Origin of the sequence: Leptospira weilii serovar Ranarum str. ICFT (assembly GCF_000332415.1) — a bacterium.
Lineage (GTDB): Bacteria > Spirochaetota > Leptospiria > Leptospirales > Leptospiraceae > Leptospira > Leptospira weilii_A.
Map to the genome: position 1 here is coordinate 1 of NZ_AOHC02000045.1, position 17,586 is coordinate 17,586.

Annotated in this window: 14 protein-coding genes and 1 pseudogene; 3 read left to right on the forward strand and 12 right to left on the reverse strand. The window is 45.8% G+C overall.

Annotation, left to right across the window (positions count from 1 at the left end):
* A partial coding sequence (locus tag LEP1GSC060_RS15485; RefSeq protein ID WP_036096779.1) for a TonB-dependent receptor plug domain-containing protein occupies positions 1-1,903 on the reverse strand: 1,903 nt, incomplete at its 3' end.
* A 616-nt stretch (positions 1,904-2,519) separates the two neighbouring features.
* Here LEP1GSC060_RS15485 and LEP1GSC060_RS15490 point away from each other — a divergent pair.
* On the forward strand, positions 2,520-3,095 hold the full coding sequence (locus LEP1GSC060_RS15490; RefSeq protein WP_036096763.1) for a DUF4256 domain-containing protein: 576 nt from the start codon (positions 2,520-2,522) through the stop codon (positions 3,093-3,095).
* Positions 3,096-3,137: 42 nt separating this feature from the next.
* Here LEP1GSC060_RS15490 and LEP1GSC060_RS20655 read toward each other — a convergent pair.
* The 8 genes and pseudogenes from LEP1GSC060_RS20655 to LEP1GSC060_RS15525 all read right to left on the reverse strand — a co-directional run.
* Positions 3,138-3,239, reverse strand: a pseudogene (locus tag LEP1GSC060_RS20655) (DUF4952 domain-containing protein); the annotation flags it as partial.
* Between the two features lie 102 nt (positions 3,240-3,341).
* Positions 3,342-3,815, reverse strand: coding sequence for an E-cadherin-binding lipoprotein adhesin Lsa16 (gene lsa16, locus LEP1GSC060_RS15495; protein WP_003007594.1), 474 nt, complete (start codon positions 3,813-3,815; stop codon positions 3,342-3,344).
* Between the two features lie 11 nt (positions 3,816-3,826).
* Complete coding sequence (locus LEP1GSC060_RS15500; protein ID WP_003007572.1) at positions 3,827-5,050, reverse strand: hypothetical protein; 1,224 nt, start codon at positions 5,048-5,050, stop codon at positions 3,827-3,829.
* A gap of 5 nt (positions 5,051-5,055) precedes the next feature.
* Positions 5,056-5,637, reverse strand: a complete 582-nt coding sequence (locus LEP1GSC060_RS15505) for a c-type cytochrome (RefSeq protein ID WP_003007623.1) — start codon at positions 5,635-5,637, stop codon at positions 5,056-5,058.
* Between the two features lie 14 nt (positions 5,638-5,651).
* Positions 5,652-6,203: a DUF3341 domain-containing protein gene (locus LEP1GSC060_RS15510; RefSeq protein WP_003007597.1), complete on the reverse strand. Its 552-nt coding sequence runs from the start codon at positions 6,201-6,203 to the stop codon at positions 5,652-5,654.
* The gene (gene nrfD / locus LEP1GSC060_RS15515; RefSeq protein WP_003007530.1) at positions 6,203-7,570 is read right to left on the reverse strand and encodes an NrfD/PsrC family molybdoenzyme membrane anchor subunit; all 1,368 of its coding nucleotides are present in this window, start codon (positions 7,568-7,570) and stop codon (positions 6,203-6,205) included. Before nrfD ends, LEP1GSC060_RS15510 begins: the two co-directional genes overlap by 1 nt.
* A gap of 25 nt (positions 7,571-7,595) precedes the next feature.
* Positions 7,596-10,700 (reverse strand): TAT-variant-translocated molybdopterin oxidoreductase, encoded by a 3,105-nt coding sequence (locus tag LEP1GSC060_RS15520; protein ID WP_003007607.1) that lies wholly within the window; start codon positions 10,698-10,700, stop codon positions 7,596-7,598.
* A gap of 21 nt (positions 10,701-10,721) precedes the next feature.
* Positions 10,722-11,228: a cytochrome c3 family protein gene (locus tag LEP1GSC060_RS15525; protein WP_036096766.1), complete on the reverse strand. Its 507-nt coding sequence runs from the start codon at positions 11,226-11,228 to the stop codon at positions 10,722-10,724.
* Positions 11,229-11,712: 484 nt separating this feature from the next.
* Here LEP1GSC060_RS15525 and LEP1GSC060_RS15535 point away from each other — a divergent pair, with 484 nt between their 5' ends.
* A complete protein-coding gene (locus LEP1GSC060_RS15535; protein ID WP_230458345.1) occupies positions 11,713-12,033 on the forward strand; it encodes a DUF4345 family protein in 321 nt (106 codons plus the stop codon).
* Positions 12,034-12,209: 176 nt separating this feature from the next.
* Here the strand turns inward: LEP1GSC060_RS15535 and LEP1GSC060_RS15540 are convergent, their stop codons facing one another.
* Genes LEP1GSC060_RS15540 through LEP1GSC060_RS15550 form a run of 3 tightly spaced genes read right to left on the reverse strand, consistent with a single transcriptional unit; the run spans position 12,210 to position 16,968 of the window.
* On the reverse strand, positions 12,210-12,686 hold the full coding sequence (locus LEP1GSC060_RS15540; RefSeq protein WP_003007558.1) for a tetratricopeptide repeat protein: 477 nt from the start codon (positions 12,684-12,686) through the stop codon (positions 12,210-12,212).
* Between the two features lie 35 nt (positions 12,687-12,721).
* A complete protein-coding gene (gene dxs, locus LEP1GSC060_RS15545) occupies positions 12,722-14,623 on the reverse strand; it encodes a 1-deoxy-D-xylulose-5-phosphate synthase (protein WP_003007633.1) in 1,902 nt (633 codons plus the stop codon).
* A gap of 32 nt (positions 14,624-14,655) precedes the next feature.
* Positions 14,656-16,968: an adenylate/guanylate cyclase domain-containing protein gene (locus LEP1GSC060_RS15550; protein ID WP_003007647.1), complete on the reverse strand. Its 2,313-nt coding sequence runs from the start codon at positions 16,966-16,968 to the stop codon at positions 14,656-14,658.
* Positions 16,969-17,118: 150 nt separating this feature from the next.
* On the opposite strand from LEP1GSC060_RS15550, the gene LEP1GSC060_RS15555 reads away from it, so the two are divergent.
* Positions 17,119-17,583, forward strand: coding sequence for a DUF1564 family protein (locus tag LEP1GSC060_RS15555; protein WP_036096781.1), 465 nt, complete (start codon positions 17,119-17,121; stop codon positions 17,581-17,583).
* Positions 17,584-17,586 lie beyond the last annotated feature (3 nt).

The following is a 17,586-nucleotide window of genomic DNA, read 5'->3' on the forward strand; positions in this document are numbered from 1 at the left end:
AAGTTATAAGATTGGAAAAAGTATTATGATATCCTTCTATTTTAATATTCCAAAATTTGTCGATCCTCTGATCCCATCCGATCTCGGCGTGATCGGATTCCTCCATTTTAAGATTGGGATTTCCGGTTTTGGCGGAATATCGACTCACGTCCGTCGGCGCCTGAAAATGTCGGCCGTATCCCGCAAAAATCCTAGATTGAGTATAGGCAATCTCCTTACTGATTCCGACACGGGGAGCGGTTTTCCATTCCCTCGATTTATCGTAGTATTCCCTTCTCACTCCCAGATTCAGATTAAAATCTTTGAACTTAAATCGATTTTCAAAGAAGGCGCCGATCTGTCTGGTTCTTACGGAATCGCCTTCCAAAACCTCTATCGTATCCGGAGAATTGAGAAGCTGTTGATGCAGAAAACGATACGAAGGGTCGAGGTTTATTTGGGTGACTTTTCCCTTGTAACCCGCGTCAATTTCCCTGTATTGACCTCCGAAAACAATCTTCCAATTTCGTTTTAACAATTCGATCTCGGAGACGTTTTCAATCTGCTTGAGATCGTTAAAATATTCGTTTTGAATCGTTTGTATCCTTTGATACAAAGCGGGAGGATAACCCATTTTGGATATATCGGTAACCAACATATCCAAACCGTTTTCAGTAACTTCATTGAAGTAATTTCTGGATACGTTGAACGTATTCGTGATTGAACTTTTAGGTTTCCAAATATGCTGAATTCCGTCCGTTCTAAAAATACGATCCAGTCTGGCCGCATCCGCACCGGAAGGAGGATTTGCAAACGACTGAGCCGCTTTTTTGGGATTGTATTGGCTGAGTTCCTTAAACGGATAACGTTTATCCTTTGCGCCGAACGTTTGAAAAGTTACGGAATGATTCTCGTCGATATCCCATCCCACTTTCGCTTGATAGTCGTTGTAATCCGATAGAAAGGTTTCTGCGGGAATCAGATTCGGAACCCTGCCAAAAACGACGTTGGGATAGTATTTTTTTCCCGAAACGGAAACATTTAAGTCTTTCGTAATATTACGATATGTGTATACGTCCGTTAAAAACGCGTTCAAATGAGCGACCGATAAATTCGAATCCCTTTTTTGAAATCCTTCTATATTGATGATTCCTCCCGTAGCAAACCCGTATCTGGCCGAATAGGAACCGGAATACAATTCCAAAGATCGAATCGCATTGTTATTGATAACGGAAGTAAGTCCGTCAGCGTGAAACGGATAACTCATAGGCAATCCGTTGAAATAAAATTGATTGGCCCGAGTCCCCGCGCCTCGCATCACTAAAAATCCTTTTTCACCGTTCGGTTTATCCGGCTTGTTTTGATCCGTATTTTGACCGAAAGTTTGAATCGCGGATTGAAAACTCGAACCCGTATACGTTTGGAATAAAGGAATCACACCCGGCATGGATTGAACCGCCTTCAGCGCGTCCCCGAAACCTCCCGGCATCCGAACGGCGTCTTCTTGACTGAGAATATAATTGGGCGGTGCGTCCGGTTTTTTTGCGGTAACATTGATAGAATCCGTAGAAATATTAGGATTAGAACCGAACTCCACGTTGGAATCTTTTTGAGTAACGTTAACCGTTCTTTTCTCCGTAAACCCGCTTTTCCGGGTCAGAATCATTTCGTAATCTCCCTCATCCGGCAGTTCTATCGTAGTTTCCTTAATTTCTGAAAAAGGAATATTTTTTTCAAAATTCTTTCCTCGAACCAAAAGCTGAACGGGACTATCCGTTTTAAGATTTACAGATACTTTCAAACGGACCGGAGTTTTAGATAAGATAGATTGTACCCAGCAGGTGGAGGACAGAAGGATAAAAATTGAAATCATCCCTGTTCGATTTCTTATCGGCAATCCGTTGTTATCGGTCGGTCTAAACATGTTTCCTTTGACCAAAACACGTTATGTTTCTTTCCGAAGAATCCCAAAAAGATAAAAATAAAACACGATGGAGCTAATTTGTAAACCTCCGATTTTGTGTCTCTAATTTGATAAAATTGGAATATAACGTAACCGTTTTTTTAGTTTTCATGAAAATCCGAGGACGTATCTCTGATTCAAACAAAACGCTCATTCGTTTCTTTAAAAGTAATCGTCAGAAGTTTTTTTTCGGTTTTCTCATATCGTTTTATCCCTGTTGTTTGATTCTTTAACAAGTATTACGCCGAAAAACCGGCGGTTTCGGAATTGATTTTCCGTTAACCGAACGATCCACAAATTCTCATCGGAAGAGATCGTAAAGAAAACGCTTGCATATTTACTAATGTATCCTACAAACGCGGCGGTCCTTAGAGAAAGAAACAAATGTTATATTAGATAGCTGATATATTGTGAGATCCATGCAGAATTTTTAATCCCGTAAGGATAACAAAATACTCCGTTTGCATAAATCCTCTATGACAAGAGAAAAAGGCAGAGTTTTGTTTAGAGAGTTTTCGAAATAAATTTAGACCAGGATACGCTTGACACACCGGTTCGGTGGAGATCCTATAAAAGTATGAGCAAAGTAAATGGCAATCGGAAGGAATTGTCACCGAAACAACGCGAGGAACTACTCGGAGAATTAAAAGTCCGTTTTGAAAAAAACACGAACCGGCATAAGGGACTCGAATGGGCTAAGGTGCAAACGAAGTTGGAAGCCAATGCCGAAAAATTGTGGTCGCTCAACGAAATGGAAAAAACCGGCGGCGAACCGGATGTTGTCGGTTACGATAAAAAGACGGACGAATACGTTTTTTATGATTGTTCAGCGGAAAGTCCTAAAGGCCGCAGAAGCGTTTGTTACGATCGCGAAGCGCTGGAATCAAGGAAAGAACATAAGCCGAAAAATAACGTTATGGATATGGCAGCCTTGATGGGTATCGAGCTTTTAACCGAAGAACAATACCGAGAATTGCAGGCACTTGGAAAGTTCGATACAAAAACGTCGAGCTGGTTGAAAACACCTTCTGATATTAGAAAACTCGGCGGCGCCATCTTTGCCGATTTCCGCTACGGTAATATCTTCGTGTATCACAACGGTGCGGAATCTTACTATGCGGCCAGAGGGTTCCGCGGCTCGCTCAAGATCTAAGCTTTATGCAGAAAGCTTAATTTGAATGGTATCGTTAGAATCTCAGGGAGATTCTAACGGCAACTCGACGGTAACAATAAACCAATCCTTCTTGGACCAATCGTTTCGTGTACTGCTTCCATCGCTATCGGCTCCCATATCGATGCCCGGAAGCGCCTGTAAATTTCAAATGAGCATAAAAAAGCTCCCTGCCCTTCAAACGAAACGGCAGGGAGCTTTTCCAGGAGCGAGTAAAAATCGTTAACGTTACTTTTTCAGTGCGGGAGCAAGTTCCGCCAGCGGCACCTTATCTTTTGGAAGCGACGCGTAATCCGGAAATTCATATCCGTTCGGATAATGCTCGTGATCTTCGGGATCGTAAAAGGGAACGTAATCCTTGCGATAGCCCCAAGTAAAAACGGACTTGGACGGATCCTGTCCTACGACTAAACAGCGTGGATTGATCCAACCTTCGGTTTTTTCGGTTTTTACGCGAACAAACAACTTCGGATTGGCCTCGTGATTTCTATAGTCGTACACTCTGACCACGGAACCCGGTGCGATTCTTTCTTTTACGACCGAAGTCGCATCTGCATCCGCAAAAATGGGAACGGAAGGTTCCAGAGACGGATTTACTAAAGAAGGATCGCAATTTTTATGATGGGTGACCTGCGCCAATTTGGAACAAGCTCCTAAAAGAAGAGCGACTCCGGTCAGCAGAACTGTAATATTTCTTTTCATTCTTCTTCCTCTCATTGATGATGATGCAGGGCCTGATCCAATCTCGGATCTCCCACCGGGATCAAAGGAGCGGATTCATACCGTTTTAAAACCACAAACCCGAACAAACCGATAAATCCGATAACGGCGCCGAACGTCAAAACGAGACCGGAAAGATGGAAGTTTTCGAAGTTCGCGGGAAACACCAACCAATAAATTTCGATCACTTGAGTGAACACGATCCAAAGAGCGATTTTTACGAGTACGTTGATATCTCTTTTGTTCGGTCGATTTAAAAGCAAAAGGAACGGAAGGACAAACTTGATGAACGGAAGCGAATAAGTAAAAACTTCCCAGCCCCCGGTCAATCTTTGTTCGTAGAAAAAAGTTTCTTCCGGAATGTTCGCATACCAAATCAACATAAACTGTGAGAACCCGACATACGCCCAGAAAGTGCAAAATCCAAGCATAAACTTTCCGATATCATGGATATGGTTTTCGTTTACGAGGTTGCCGAGATATCCTTTCTTTTTGAGAAAGTAGATCATGATTACAAGACTGGAAAGTCCGGTCTGATACGCTCCCGCGAAACAATACACTCCGAACATGGTCGAGAACCAATGCGGAGTCAGAGACATGATCAAATCGAAAGAAGCGAGAGAAAAGGAAAGAGCGAAGAATACGATAAATCCCCCCGCCAAACGGGCGTTAAACTGAGTATGAGCCACGTCCTGATCCTGATCCTGTTTGGTGGAACGTCTATAAAAGAACCAACCGAACGCGGACCAAGCGGCGCCGAAAAGAATCATCCGAGCCACGAAAAAAGGAAGATTCAAAAGAGGTTGTTTATGCTGGAGCAGATGATCGTGTGCGACCGCTTCCGCGTGACTCCACTCATAAAGATCGTGGATCCCGACCACTGTGACGAGGAGTAACACCGCAACCACCGGCAAAAACAATCCGTATCCTTCCGCAAGTCTGCGTACCGTAACGGCCCAATGCGCCCCGGTGATATGACTGAGCGCGGTAAAAAAAACTCCCGCGAGCGAAATTCCGGTGATAAAAAAAGTTCCGATCAAAAACGCGGACCAAGCCGGGTTGGAATGTCCACCCTCGTGCCTCGGCGCGGTGTGTGATAAGGTAAAATACCCGATGAGTAAACTTAAGACCCCGATCCCGATCATCCCGAAAAGGGCGCTGCGGGTCTTGGAGTCGAGTTTGAAGTGAATCAGATTTTGTTCGACTTTGACTTCCATGATTCTTAATTCCTAACCACGTCTTTTTTAGTTCTGTTTTCGTATTCCTGGAGTTTTCTCACGTAGAGAACGATCTTCCAGCGATCTTCGGGAGAAACCTGAGAAGCGTAACTTTTCATTCTTCCCCAACCCGCTGTGACCACGTGATAAATTTGTCCGTCGGAATATCCTTGGATCTTAGGAGAAATCACGGCGGGAACCGGAAATCCGATTCTGGGAGCCGGACCGACAATCGTTCCGTTCCCCGCCCCTCTTACGCCGTGGCAAGGAGAACAATACGTCTGATATTTAGCCTCTCCCTTTTGGAGATTTGCCAAGTTGTCTTTAAAAGGATTTGTAAGTCCTTGATTCGGTAATTGTGATACATCCAATCCGAGATACTCGTAAGGATAGTACCCCACCGGAACCGCTCCTTTCGGGGGAATCCGGGAAGCCGCTCCGTCGTGTGCGATCGGGTCCGCTTCCTGAGCCTCTCTCGCGGGAGAATCCGCCATGTCCGGAAAGTATTCCAGAGGAGGCGTTTTGGACTCGCAGTTCCAGAAAAGAACAACGGCCAAAAGGAAAATTAGAGATTTGTAATATTTCATTCTTGTCCCTGCTCCTATTTCACGACCTCGACGTTTTTTCCGCCGAGTCCCTTGATGAAGTTCACGACTTCGTCTTCCTTATAACCTTGGGAAGAGGAAGGAATCCAGAGCGCGAATTTGTCCGTGGTGATATCCGGATGCAAAACCCTACGGTTCAACTTCGGAAGTCTGGTCAAAAAAAACATCGCCGCGGCGGTTCCCACGCCGGCCATAAAAATCGTGAATTCGAACGTGATCGGGATATAAGCGAACCAAGCGTTTAAATTCTTTCCGGAAACGTTGATAGGCCAATCGAACTTGTGAGTCAGATACTGCATTCCAAAACCCACGGTACAACCGAAGAGTCCCAGGAAAAACGTAACCCAAGGAAGTCCGGAACGGGGAAGTCCCATCGCGTCGTCCAATCCGTGAACCGGATACGGAGTGAAACAATCAAAGCCGGTATAATTTTTCTCTTTTGTTTTCTCCGCCGCCGCGATGATTTCCGAAGGCGAATCAAAAAGTCCGAATACTCCCGCGTTTGTTTCTTGGAACGTATGAAATTGTTCTTTATGAGGTTTATACATCAATGGTGTCCTCCGTTTTTGTGAGGCATAACGGTTTTCACTTCCGCTACCGCGATAACCGGCATAATTCTACAGAACAGTAGGAACAACGTGAAGAAAATTCCGAACGTTCCGATAAGCATCATGAAGTCGTAAACGGTCGGGATATACATATCCCAACTAGAAGGAAGAAAGTCCGCGTGAGTTGTCATTACGATCACGTATCTTTCGAACCACATCCCGATGTTTACGATGATCGAAATGATAAACATAACCGGAATGTTGGTTCTGAGTTTTTTCCACCAGAATACCTGCGGAGAAAATACGTTACAGCTGAACATGATGAAGTAAGCCCAACCGTAAGGACCAAAGGCCCTGTTTACGAAAGCAAAACCTTCGTATTCGTTTCCGGAATACCAAGCCATAAAAAACTCCGTGGAGTAAGCCAGACCCACGATCAAACCGGTCACCATGATGACCTTGTTCATGTTCTCCAAGTGTTTCATGGTAATGTAATCTTTCAGATTGAAAACTTCTCTCGCGATTACCATCAGGGTCACAACCATCGCGAAACCGGAAAAAATCGCACCGGCAACGAAGTACGGCGGGAAGATCGTAGTGTGCCATCCCGGAAGAATGGAAACCGCGAAGTCGAAGGATACGATCGTATGTACGGAAAGAACGAGAGGTGTGGAAAGCGCCGCCAAAATCATCGCAACGGTTTCCAAATGGGACCAGGCCTTGTTGGATCCGACCCAGCCTAACGCCAACGCGTCGTAGAGTTTCCGTTTGAATTCTCCTTTGGAACGATCTCTTACCGCGGCGATATCCGGAATCAAACCGATGTACCAGAACACAAGAGAGACCGTCAAATACGTGGAAACCGCAAACGTATCCCAAATCAGAGGAGAACGGAAGTTGACCCAGAGAGGCCCTCTTTCGTTCGGATACGGAAACAACCAATAACCGACCCAAGGTCTTCCGATATGGATGATCAGGTTGGAAGCGGCGGTTAACACCGCAAAGATGGTCATCGCTTCCGCGGCGCGGTTGATCCCGGTTCTCCATTCCTGACGGAAAAGATACAAAACGGCTGAAATCAGGGTTCCGGCGTGGCCGATCCCGATCCAGAATACGAAGTTTACGATGAAAAATCCCCAAGCCACGGGATTATTGATCCCGAGGATGTAGAGACCTTCCCACATCAGATATCCGATGATACCTAAATCGACGACTGTAATGGTAAGAACCAGAAGGAAAGCCTTCCACCAAAGAGAAGTGGGGAATGCTTCTACGGGTCTTAAGATATCCTCGGTAACGTCCCGAACCGACTTGCCGCCGGTTACGAGAGGCTGGATATCCAGGGCTTCTTTGACTGCGTTGGGCATTGACATAACTTTTTACGTTACTCCATTAAATTGAACTTCTGACCCGGGTCAGATAAGCGATCTGAGGACCGACGTTCAGATATTCGAGAACACGGTATGATCTCGGGTCGGAAGAGAGTTTGGAAACTTCGGAATCCTTATCGTTGGTGTTCCCGAAGCTGATTGCATCCGCCGCACAACTTTGTTGACACGCGGTTTTCACTTCTCCGTCTTTCAAAACGCGGCCTTCGTTTTTAGCGGCGATCTTAGCCTCCGCAATTCTATGAGAACAGAAATTGCATTTTTCCATTACCCCGCGACCGCGAACGGCAACCTCGGGATTGAGCCCCAAGTAACGAGGAGCTTTGGACTCTTTTGGAGAGCCGTTTTTCCAACCAAAGTCGTTGTACCAGTGTTGCATCCAGTTAAAACGTCTGACTTTGTATGGACAGTTGTTGGAACAGTAACGAGTTCCCACACAACGATTGTAAACCATGTCGTTGATTCCTTCGGAACTATGAACGGTTGCCAAAACCGGACAAACGGTTTCGCAAGGAGCGTTGTCGCACTGTTGGCAAAGCATCGGTTGGTGAGCGACTTGCAGTGTTTCCGGCTGATCCGGATCCCCGATGTAATAACGATCGATCCGGAGCCAGTGCATCTCTCGTCCTACACGAACCTCGTCACGACCGACAACGGGAATGTTATTTTCCACTTGGCAGGCGATCACACAGGAACCGCAACCGGTACAGGAAGTAAGATCGATGCTCATTCCCCATTTGTAACCGGGATAAGCGTAAGTAGGATTGGCGCCCACCGCATCCGTAAGTTTTCCGTCTTTTAAAATCTTAGGAATTTCGGAAGCAGCCTTGCCGGAGGCGGGATTTTTACGATATTCTTCGATGGTTGTGGATTGAACCAGAGGACGATCCGGATAACTGAAACCGGGGGACAACATATGATGGTGTTGAGTAGTGGCCAGTTTGTATTTCTTACCCGTTTTTTCTAGGGAAGTCACCGCGATTCCGGAATACACTCCGTTTTCGGAAAGGACATAGGCGTTCTTACCGACTCCGGTTCCGACTGCGCCCGCGGCGGTTCTACCATAACCGACCGCAATCCCGATCGCGTCCTTGTGCATACCGGGTTGGATCTGCGCCGGAAGTTCGATCGTTTGTTTTGCAGTTTTTAAAACCAAAACGTCGTTAGACGAAATTCCCTTTTCTTTCGCCAAAGCGGGAGAAAGTAGAATGCAGTTGTCCCAGGTCAGTTTTGTGACCGGGTCCGGAAGTTCCTGCAGGTGCGCGTTATTCGCCGCCCTACCGTCTCCGATCGCGGATGTTTCATACAACGCAAGTTTGAGCCCGGCGGAGGTGGAAACGATCTCTTTCAGAGAAGAACGGTTGAAGTTCCGAGAAGAACCGGAAACTTTCTTACGCTCGGAAGCCTTAACAGTGGTGCCCGCTCTCAAGAGATCTTCCCATCTTTGTTTAGAACCGAGTTTTTTAACCCAGGAATTTTTTACGATTTCGTAAAAGTTCGTTTCTCCCCCGAGAGAACCTCCCGCAAATGCGATCAAACTGTCTTCGAAAGAACGAGAGTTAAAAAGCGGACGAACCGCGGGTTGTTGGATGGAAAAAATCCCCTTTGTTACTTCCGCGTCTCCCCAGGACTCGAGAAAATGAGTCGTAGTCGCAAGAACGTTAGACGAAAGCGCGGTCTCATCGGCGCGATCGCTCAAAGAAACGACCCATGCCGCTTGGCGAAGAAGGTTTTTCCATTCTTCTCCCGCTTGATAGACCAGGTTTACGTCGTTTACGAAAAGAACCCCGACTTTGTTTCCTTTCAGTTCCGCCGCAAGAGACTTTAGATTTCCGGAAGAATCCAGAAGACCTTCTTTTTTAGGGTTGGAATGATCGATCGTTTTACCGTCGTTGTCCAAAAGATCGTTGATAAAGTTTACAAGAACTTGAAGATCCACCGCGTCTTTTGTGGACGCCGCAAGACTTCCCGCAACTACGAGTGACTTTCCTTTGTTGGACCAAAGAGCCTTTGCGGTCCTGCGGATATTTTCTTCGCTCACACCGAGTTCGGCCGCAAATTGAGCGACATTTCCGCCATAAGGAGAAGCTTTTACTTCGGAAGCGCCTTGCTCTTCCAAAGCCGCAATGATCGCAAGTGCGAGTTTGGTTTGATCTCCGGGACGAATCGGAAGACGAAGGTCCGCGTTGGAACCGGTCATCGTGGGAATCGATTCCGCCGAGACGAAAAGATTTACATCCGCGAGACCGTTTTGGCCGCGAGACGGACGCAGATTTCTTCTTTTGGAAAAATCTTTTTGGTGTTCTTCGGGAGAAAGCCAGTTGCCCATAAAGTCGCAATCGATGGAAAGAATTACCTTCGCCAGATCGAAATGATAGTTCGGAACGATCGCCTTTCCGTAAGAAGCGGCCTGTCCTTTGCTGACAACTTCTTCCGCGGAAGTCAAAGAAATCTCGTAGTGTTTTCCTCCGCCAACGGTGCGCAGAAAATCGCCGATGATCGACTTTGTGGAAGGAGAATCCAGAGGTTTTGTTACGACAACCGTCTTACCCTTGTTAGCTGCAAGAGCCGCCTTTACTTTGGCGTCTACGGTAGCCCAGTCGGATTTAACTTCTATCCCACCTTCGATCGTGGCGGGATTTTGAGCCCGATCCGGATCGTAAAGATCGAAGATGGAAGCCTGACCCGCCGCGCCCAGAGCGCCTTGAGAAACCGGATGATCCGGATTTCCTTCCAGTTTTAGAGGACGACCGTCTCTTGCTTTGACGAGAACTCCCGTTCCCGCGACTACGGAAGCGTAATAGTAAGAATGTCCGTGTTTTACGAAATCGTATTGAGCGTTTTCGTCCGTTTTATTTAAGTCCACGTAAGGAACGATTTTTTCAATCGGCTTGCGAATGCAATTGAGGGAAGTCATCGCGACCCCCGCGCCCATCAACTTGAGAAAGGATTTACGATCGAATTCTCCGGATTTGATTCTCGCGATCAAAGGATCGGGAGAAGTGAAGAATTCGGATTTCTGCATCTCTTTGACTTCTACGTCTTTGTCTTTCAGATCGTAAGACAGCCAGTGTGCCTTCTTTTCTTTTTGGAAATTTTTTGGATCCATATATTTTAGTATTACTCCCGGTTATCTGTGGCAGGTGGAACAATCGGTCGGAGCGTTGTTCTCTCTGTGACAATCCACGCAGTATCCCATGTTGAGGGACGCCACTTGTTTTACTTTCACCATCTCCGCTACGTTCCCGTGACACTGAGAACAATCCACTCCTCTCGAAATGTGTCGAGAGTGATTGAACTGTACGTGATCCGGCATATCGTGAACCTTAATCCATTCGATCGGCTTATTATCGTTATACGACTTAGCGAGTTTTTTGATCAGAGGTTTGGAGGTTGCTACCATTGAGTGGCAGTTCATACAAGTGGAAGAGGATGGGACTGTGGCGTGCGCTGAGGTTTCTACCCCGGTGTGACAGTATTTACAATCTATCTTATTGTCTCCGGCATGTATCTTGTGATTGAAGGGTATGGGCTGATCGGGCGCATACCCAACATACTTGGAAGGAGAGAAAATCAGATACGCTACGGCCGCGATGCCAATGAGCGGTACCGAAAGCTTCAGTGCTCTGTGATTCATTCGTATGAAGTCCCTTCAATATTGGTATTGGAAACAGGATTTTTGGCTCTGTGAAAAATTGCAAGTAAACGAAAAGGAAAGGGCTTTTCCTTTGCGTTTATTTTGAAGTTTACTTGAGAATTGATATCAGTTAGAAAAGTTTCATCTGTTTGCAAAAAAATGCAGCCTTCGTACGATTAAAGAGCGGGAGAAAAATCAAAGTTTTTGTTAAAGCCCGGATTCAAAAAATAGAAAGCCCCGATTTTTTGAATGTGAGTTCGGTATAACCGATGCGGAAGCGATGGAAGCGAGATCCACCAATGGGATCCATGAATGAATACAAACGAACAACTCAAAGATTCTTTATCAAGAAAGTGATTGCCCTTACGATGCAAACGACGCGCCTTTAATCGAATATCAAGATCCAAACGTTCGTTCCAAGATTCAATCCTTAGAATATGGATTTGACATTGAAAATTGTAATTCCAAAGCGGATTCTATTGGTATGAAAGCGGATACTCCCATTTCAATCAGTAAACGAATCGTACAAATCTGTTTGTTTCTTGTAGCTGCCATTGCGCTCTTTGGCGGAGCTTTGCAAATGTATCTCGGCGAACCTACGACTACGCCAAGACTCGATAACGTACATCGATTTATGGCAGGGGTTTATTTTTCAACGGGTTTGATTTGCGGTTGGGCGGCTTGGACCATACGCACTCAAAGTACGTTGATCTATCCGTTGGCGGCGGCCATTTTTTTTGCGGCGATCGGACGGCTCGTCTCCATTAGCATTGTCGGCCTTCCCGAACCGGCCTCGGTTATTTAATTCCTGAATTGATAATTCCGCCCGTCATTGTGATCGCTCAACTTCTAAGTCGCAGAAATTCCGCTTCTTAAAACCTCGCTCAAAATTTTAAAAATTCAAAACGAGTAAACATTGGACATTTTCGTATTTTGACGAATGCGTTTTTGAAACAAAACCTAACGTTTCGTTTCCTAAACTCAAATCGCGGAACCCAGTTCTTCTTTGAGTTTTTTGGCTTCTTCAAAATCGGGTTTGATCAGGATCGCTCGATGCAGATACTGAAGCGATCTTTCGGGACGATTCCAAATTTTATACAGCGTGGCAAGATTGTAGAGTGAGATATGAGGCGCGTCGTTCAATTCGCAGCGTAAGGATTTTTTCAGCCAGTATACGGCTTCGTTTTCCTTTCCGGCTCTTAACAGTATGATTCCGATTTCGTTACAGGGATTTCCGTAATTCCGATTTACTTCCACGGATCTATAAAAGTGTATCAATCCTTTTTCGGGATTTCCCTTTTGATTTTCCATTAGCCCTAAAAAGAAATACGCCTCGTGGTTTTCCTCGTTTTCCAAGGATAATTTGAACAAATATTCCGCTCTGTCGCCATCGCCCTTCTTGTAAAAATATTTGGCCGCTTCTAGAAAATCCGAAGGAGTAAAGTTTTGCAATTCCATAACCCGTTTTTACTTTTATTTTCGGTTTGGTAGGATTACGGGATTAAGTTTTTTTTCATCACCTCCGCCACGTGTTCCGCGATCGACCGTCCGTCCAATCGATACGCCTGAAAAATTTCTTTTCTTTCTCCGTGATGTACGGGCTCGGATGGAAATCCGTATGTTTTGAAGTATTTCGACAAATTCTCCGGTGAAATCCGATTGAGTAGATATCCGGAAGCCCCCGCGTCGACATAACTTTCGTCGAGAATCGCAAAGCGTCTAACGTTGTTCAATTCTTCGTTAAGCGCTTCCGCCCCAAGCGGCCGTAACCATACGAGATCGATGAGAGTTACGCTGAACCCCTCTCTTTCGAGTATTTCAGTCGCCTTTTTGGCTTCGTCGATCATGGATCCGATCGATAACAGCGCGATGTCCGTTCCTTTTTTGAGAACTCGAAACGTTCCGGGTTTGAGTTCGGCTTTTTTGTAAAAATCCAAGGTATTTAAATCCACATTCGACTTTGGAAATCGTATGGCAATCGGCGACTTATCGTACGTTTCCATCCATCGTAACGAATCGATCAAGTCCTGTCCGTTGGACGGTACAAACACGTCCATGTTCGGTAGGCCGAGTAAATATCCTAAATCAAAAAGTCCTTGGTGTGTTTCCCCGTCCGGTCCCACACATCCCGCTCGATCAATCACAAATCGTACGGGAAGATTCATGAGAGACACGTCTTCCACCAGTTGGTCCATCGCCCTCGTCAAAAACGTGGAATAGATACACATATAAGGAATGATACTTCCGTTTGTCATCGCTCCCGCAAACGCGACCGAATGTTGTTCCGCAATCCCTACGTCGAATAAATGTTCCGGATATTTTTCGGCGTATTCTTTCAGCCCGCTTCCTTCGATCATCGCGGGTGTGATCGCCGCAATTTTCGGATTGGTTTCAGTGAGAATCGACAACATCTTTCCTACGATCTTACTGTACGCGATCTTGGAAGAATCCCCGCTGTCCATCGCTCCGTCTTCTTTTCGAAACGGCGTTACTCCGTGATACTTGATCGGATCTCTTTCCGCCGGATCGTATCCTTTTCCCTTTTGTGTGATGATGTGTAGTAAAATCGGCCCCTTCATCTTTTTCACTTTTTCGAGCATCTTTACGAGCCGGACCACGTCGTGCCCGTCTTCGGGTCCGATATATCCGAATCCCAAGTCCTCAAATAGCCCGCCCGGCGTTAAGACGTCCTTAAATCCCTTTTCGACCTTTTTGAAAAATCTTTCGGTGGCGGGCCCGATGATCGGCAACCACTTTAAGAAAGTGTAAAATACTCTCTTCCAGTGATTGTAAAAATGAGACGTGATGATGTTGTTGAGATAGTTGGATATGGATCCCACGTTCTTCGAGATCGACATGTAATTATCGTTTAAGATTACGATCATGTCCTTTTTCAAATGCCCGGCGTGGTTCATCGCCTCGAGGGCCATTCCCGTGGCAATCGATGCGTCTCCGATGATCGCGACCACGTTGTAATCCGCTTTTGCGAGATCGCGGGCCGCCGCTTCTCCGAGCGCCTGCGAGATCGACGTTCCCGCGTGTCCCGTGTTATAAAGATCGTAAGGCGATTCCTGTCTTTTGGGAAACCCGGAAAGCCCGTTGAACTTTCGAACCGTGTTGAGTTTGTCCTTTCTTCCGGTTAGAATTTTATGCGGATACGTTTGGTGTCCTACGTCCCATACCAATCGATCCTTCGGCGTTTCGAACACATAGTGTAACGCGACCGTGAGTTCCACAACTCCCAGATTGCTTGCAAAATGCCCGCCCACTCCCGAAAGAGTATCGATGATATAATTCCGAACCTCTTTACAAACTTGTGGTAGTTTTTCCAGAGGTATCTTTCTGAGGTCGGCCGGATAGTCGATCCTATCCAGCAGAGTTGGTTCCTGTTGCATGAAAACTTTCTATTCTAATTTTATAATATTCTTTAGTTCGCCTGCAAAGGTTTTCTTAATAGTTTTAGGTCTTCCTCGTTCACTAAATCCAATAACTCGTAGATTCGAACGGGTTGCGTTTTTCCTTTCACTTTAATCAAGTCCAGTTCTCTTGCGATTACCCGGTCCTTTACCTTTTCATAGGTGTACTCGGAGATGATGATATGAGTTCCGTATTCCTTATTCGTTCCTTCCAATCGAGATCCCAGGTTGATCGTGTCCCCCATACAGGTATAATCCATCCTGTGGGAACTCCCCATGTTTCCTACGACCGCCGGTCCGGAATTGAGTCCGATTCCTATATCCATTTGGGGAAGATCCAAACTCTTCCATTCTTCCTTCAGCGTGGCGAGCCTTTTCATCTGCGCTAGCCCGGCCGCACATCCGTAATATGCATGATCTTCCAACGGCACGGGCGCGCCCCAAAATGCCATGATCGCGTCCCCCATGTATTTATCAATCGTTCCCTTAAATTCAATGATGATCTCCGTCATTTCGGATAGATATTGATTTAAAAACTGTACCAGTTCCTCCGGTCCCATTTTTTCGGACATCGTCGTAAATCCTCGGATATCGGAAAAGAAAATCGTAATGTCTCGTTTGGATCCTCCCAGATTTAAGTTGTCCGGATTTTTGAGTAACTCATCCACGATATCCTTGGATACGAACTTGGAGAACGTACTTCGGATGTACTTTACGTTTTCCTCTTCCGTTAAAATCCTAAATCCGATCAGTCCGATAAAAATAAACAACTGCTCCAAGATCACGGTCGGATACAAATGCACTAAATTGAGTTCGGAAAAATTTACGAGCGTTCCGATCGAATAAACAAGCGCCGTCGCTAAGAAAAACAGGAACGCCAACCAGGTTTTCAATCGAGGTTGTACCAAACCCCCTAACATTCCCACAAGAATTAAGATTAAAAATTCTCCCCATAACGGTAGTTCAAAAAGAAAGTCCTGATTGAGGATCGTATTGATCGCCGCCGCGTGGTGCTCGATCCCGGACATGTCCCCAAACGGTGATAAGTGCGTATCCTTTGCGGCCCCCGCTCCCGTCGCGTAATACATCGCCACTAGAAAGATCGTGTTTTGAAATTGGGACGCGGTTTCCTCGTTCCATTCGGTCGCCGCTTCGAACACTTCATGCGCTCGAAACGAATAAAGTCCGCCGGGAAAATTGATCTGCATCTGTCCGTCTTCGTCGATCGGTATCGTGATCTCTCGGGTTTCGTTCGGAAGATTCATGATATCCTTGGTTTCCATCTTCAAGGTCTTGCGGTTGAAACTCGTCAAAGTCTTTTGCGGGATGTTCTTGATCTTTACGTGTTTGCCCATCACCACTTCCACGTCCCTTTTTACGTCCACGCCGAGATAGTTACACGCGATGATTAAGTCGATGGACGGATAGTATTCCGTTTCCCTGAACGGTCCCGAATTCAACAGTTTTGCTACGAGAGGCATTCGCCGGTTGAGTCCACTTTCGTCTTTTTTAATATTCGCAAATCCTAATCCGGACGCTTTTTCCGCCACGGGTTCGATCGGCGGTTGCGGGAATTTCAACCAGGATCTTCCGACATCCCCCGGATCCTCCACGTTTTCCAACTTAAACTTTTTGAGCACGTCGATCCGTTTTTCCAGATTCAATATGGAACTTTTGGATTCCAAACTCGTTTCCATCGGGTAGTCGAACATGACCTGCGGATTTTTCGCCAAGGCTTGAGCCATCTCTTCGGTTTGTCCGGGTTTATAATCCACGAAAAAAATATCGAACATCAACTGGTTGGATGTGTTCTTAAATATGTCTATAATGTTTGCGTAATATTTCCAGGGCAAAGGCCATCTTCCCTGCAGCTTTTCCAACGACGTGGTCGTGATCCCGATTATCTGTATGTCCTGTCTCGCTCCGGGCGGCGGATTGTATCTTGTGTATTCGATCGTCCCTTCTTCGGATTCTTTTTCGCTCTTATTCACCCCGGCTCTCAGTAATGTAAACCTCCAAGACACGGATGATTCTTCCAACTCGGAAAGAGGTGTGAACACCTGATATAGAAAGAACATCGTAAATGATACTACGGCCGATAGCCAGAGGCTGCCGGACCTTTGTTTATCGGATGTGTTGGTTTCTATAAACTTATAGATCGGATACGAACCGATCATTAACAGTACGAATCCGCCGAGTAAAAATTCGGTGTTGAGCGAATAGTTCGGAAAAAATGCGGTTAATGATATGAAAACAATCCCCATGATCCCCAATATCAGCGAGATGATGTGAAGTGGAGTGATTTTAAATTTTGTTTCGCTCATGCGTTCCCCCGGCCTTGATCGGGGATCAGTATCCTATCCGTCGGAGTTTCGTCAATATTTTCAGGGCCTTGCCGCCTGTTGTTCCGTTCCGTTTTCATTTTTTGTTCCGTTTTCCTCTCCGCGCGTTCTTTCCCGGGAACCGTTCCGGTTATGGGGTATTCTTCTTTTAAGTCCGGGTTTACGTCTTATTCTGTCCGTAAGTCCGGTAATCTTTGTTCGTTTTTGATTCCGGAACACTTGGTTTGTTCCTCTCGGCTCCAGCCCAAGGCTCTGAGGAAAACCTTGCACCTTCTTTTATCGCATTGGGATGAAACCTTGATTCGGAAACGTTTTTTGGGGAGGAGACTTGCTTATGCCAGATATCAGGAGAAAAACTTGAATCTGCGGAAGATGAACTTTCGTCCTTTTGAGGAGGATTGGTGTAGGTTGGGAATCCTGGCTTGGGGGTTGGGGATCTCTCGGTGTTTTTTATTTTCTTTGTTATTAGAATGGGGAATTCCTAGAAAAACAAAATCCCGTGGAGTTCCAACGAATTTGAATATTACAAGAGAACTTTACTTTCCCCAAAAACTTCTACGAAGCCAAATCCAACTCGGAAGAACACACCCAACATAAAAA

Coding starts and splice junctions, on each gene's coding strand:
- LEP1GSC060_RS15490 (WP_036096763.1), top strand. CDS start 2,520: ATGAGCAAAGTAAATGGCAATCGGAAGGAATTGTCACCGAAACAACGC.
- lsa16 (WP_003007594.1), bottom strand. CDS start 3,815: ATGAAAAGAAATATTACAGTTCTGCTGACCGGAGTCGCTCTTCTTTTA.
- LEP1GSC060_RS15500 (WP_003007572.1), bottom strand. CDS start 5,050: ATGGAAGTCAAAGTCGAACAAAATCTGATTCACTTCAAACTCGACTCC.
- LEP1GSC060_RS15505 (WP_003007623.1), bottom strand. CDS start 5,637: ATGAAATATTACAAATCTCTAATTTTCCTTTTGGCCGTTGTTCTTTTC.
- LEP1GSC060_RS15510 (WP_003007597.1), bottom strand. CDS start 6,203: ATGTATAAACCTCATAAAGAACAATTTCATACGTTCCAAGAAACAAAC.
- nrfD (WP_003007530.1), bottom strand. CDS start 7,570: ATGCCCAACGCAGTCAAAGAAGCCCTGGATATCCAGCCTCTCGTAACC.
- LEP1GSC060_RS15520 (WP_003007607.1), bottom strand. CDS start 10,700: ATGGATCCAAAAAATTTCCAAAAAGAAAAGAAGGCACACTGGCTGTCT.
- LEP1GSC060_RS15525 (WP_036096766.1), bottom strand. CDS start 11,228: ATGAATCACAGAGCACTGAAGCTTTCGGTACCGCTCATTGGCATCGCG.
- LEP1GSC060_RS15535 (WP_230458345.1), top strand. CDS start 11,713: ATGAAAGCGGATACTCCCATTTCAATCAGTAAACGAATCGTACAAATC.
- LEP1GSC060_RS15540 (WP_003007558.1), bottom strand. CDS start 12,686: ATGGAATTGCAAAACTTTACTCCTTCGGATTTTCTAGAAGCGGCCAAA.
- dxs (WP_003007633.1), bottom strand. CDS start 14,623: ATGCAACAGGAACCAACTCTGCTGGATAGGATCGACTATCCGGCCGAC.
- LEP1GSC060_RS15550 (WP_003007647.1), bottom strand. CDS start 16,968: ATGAGCGAAACAAAATTTAAAATCACTCCACTTCACATCATCTCGCTG.
- LEP1GSC060_RS15555 (WP_036096781.1), top strand. CDS start 17,119: ATGGGGTATTCTTCTTTTAAGTCCGGGTTTACGTCTTATTCTGTCCGT.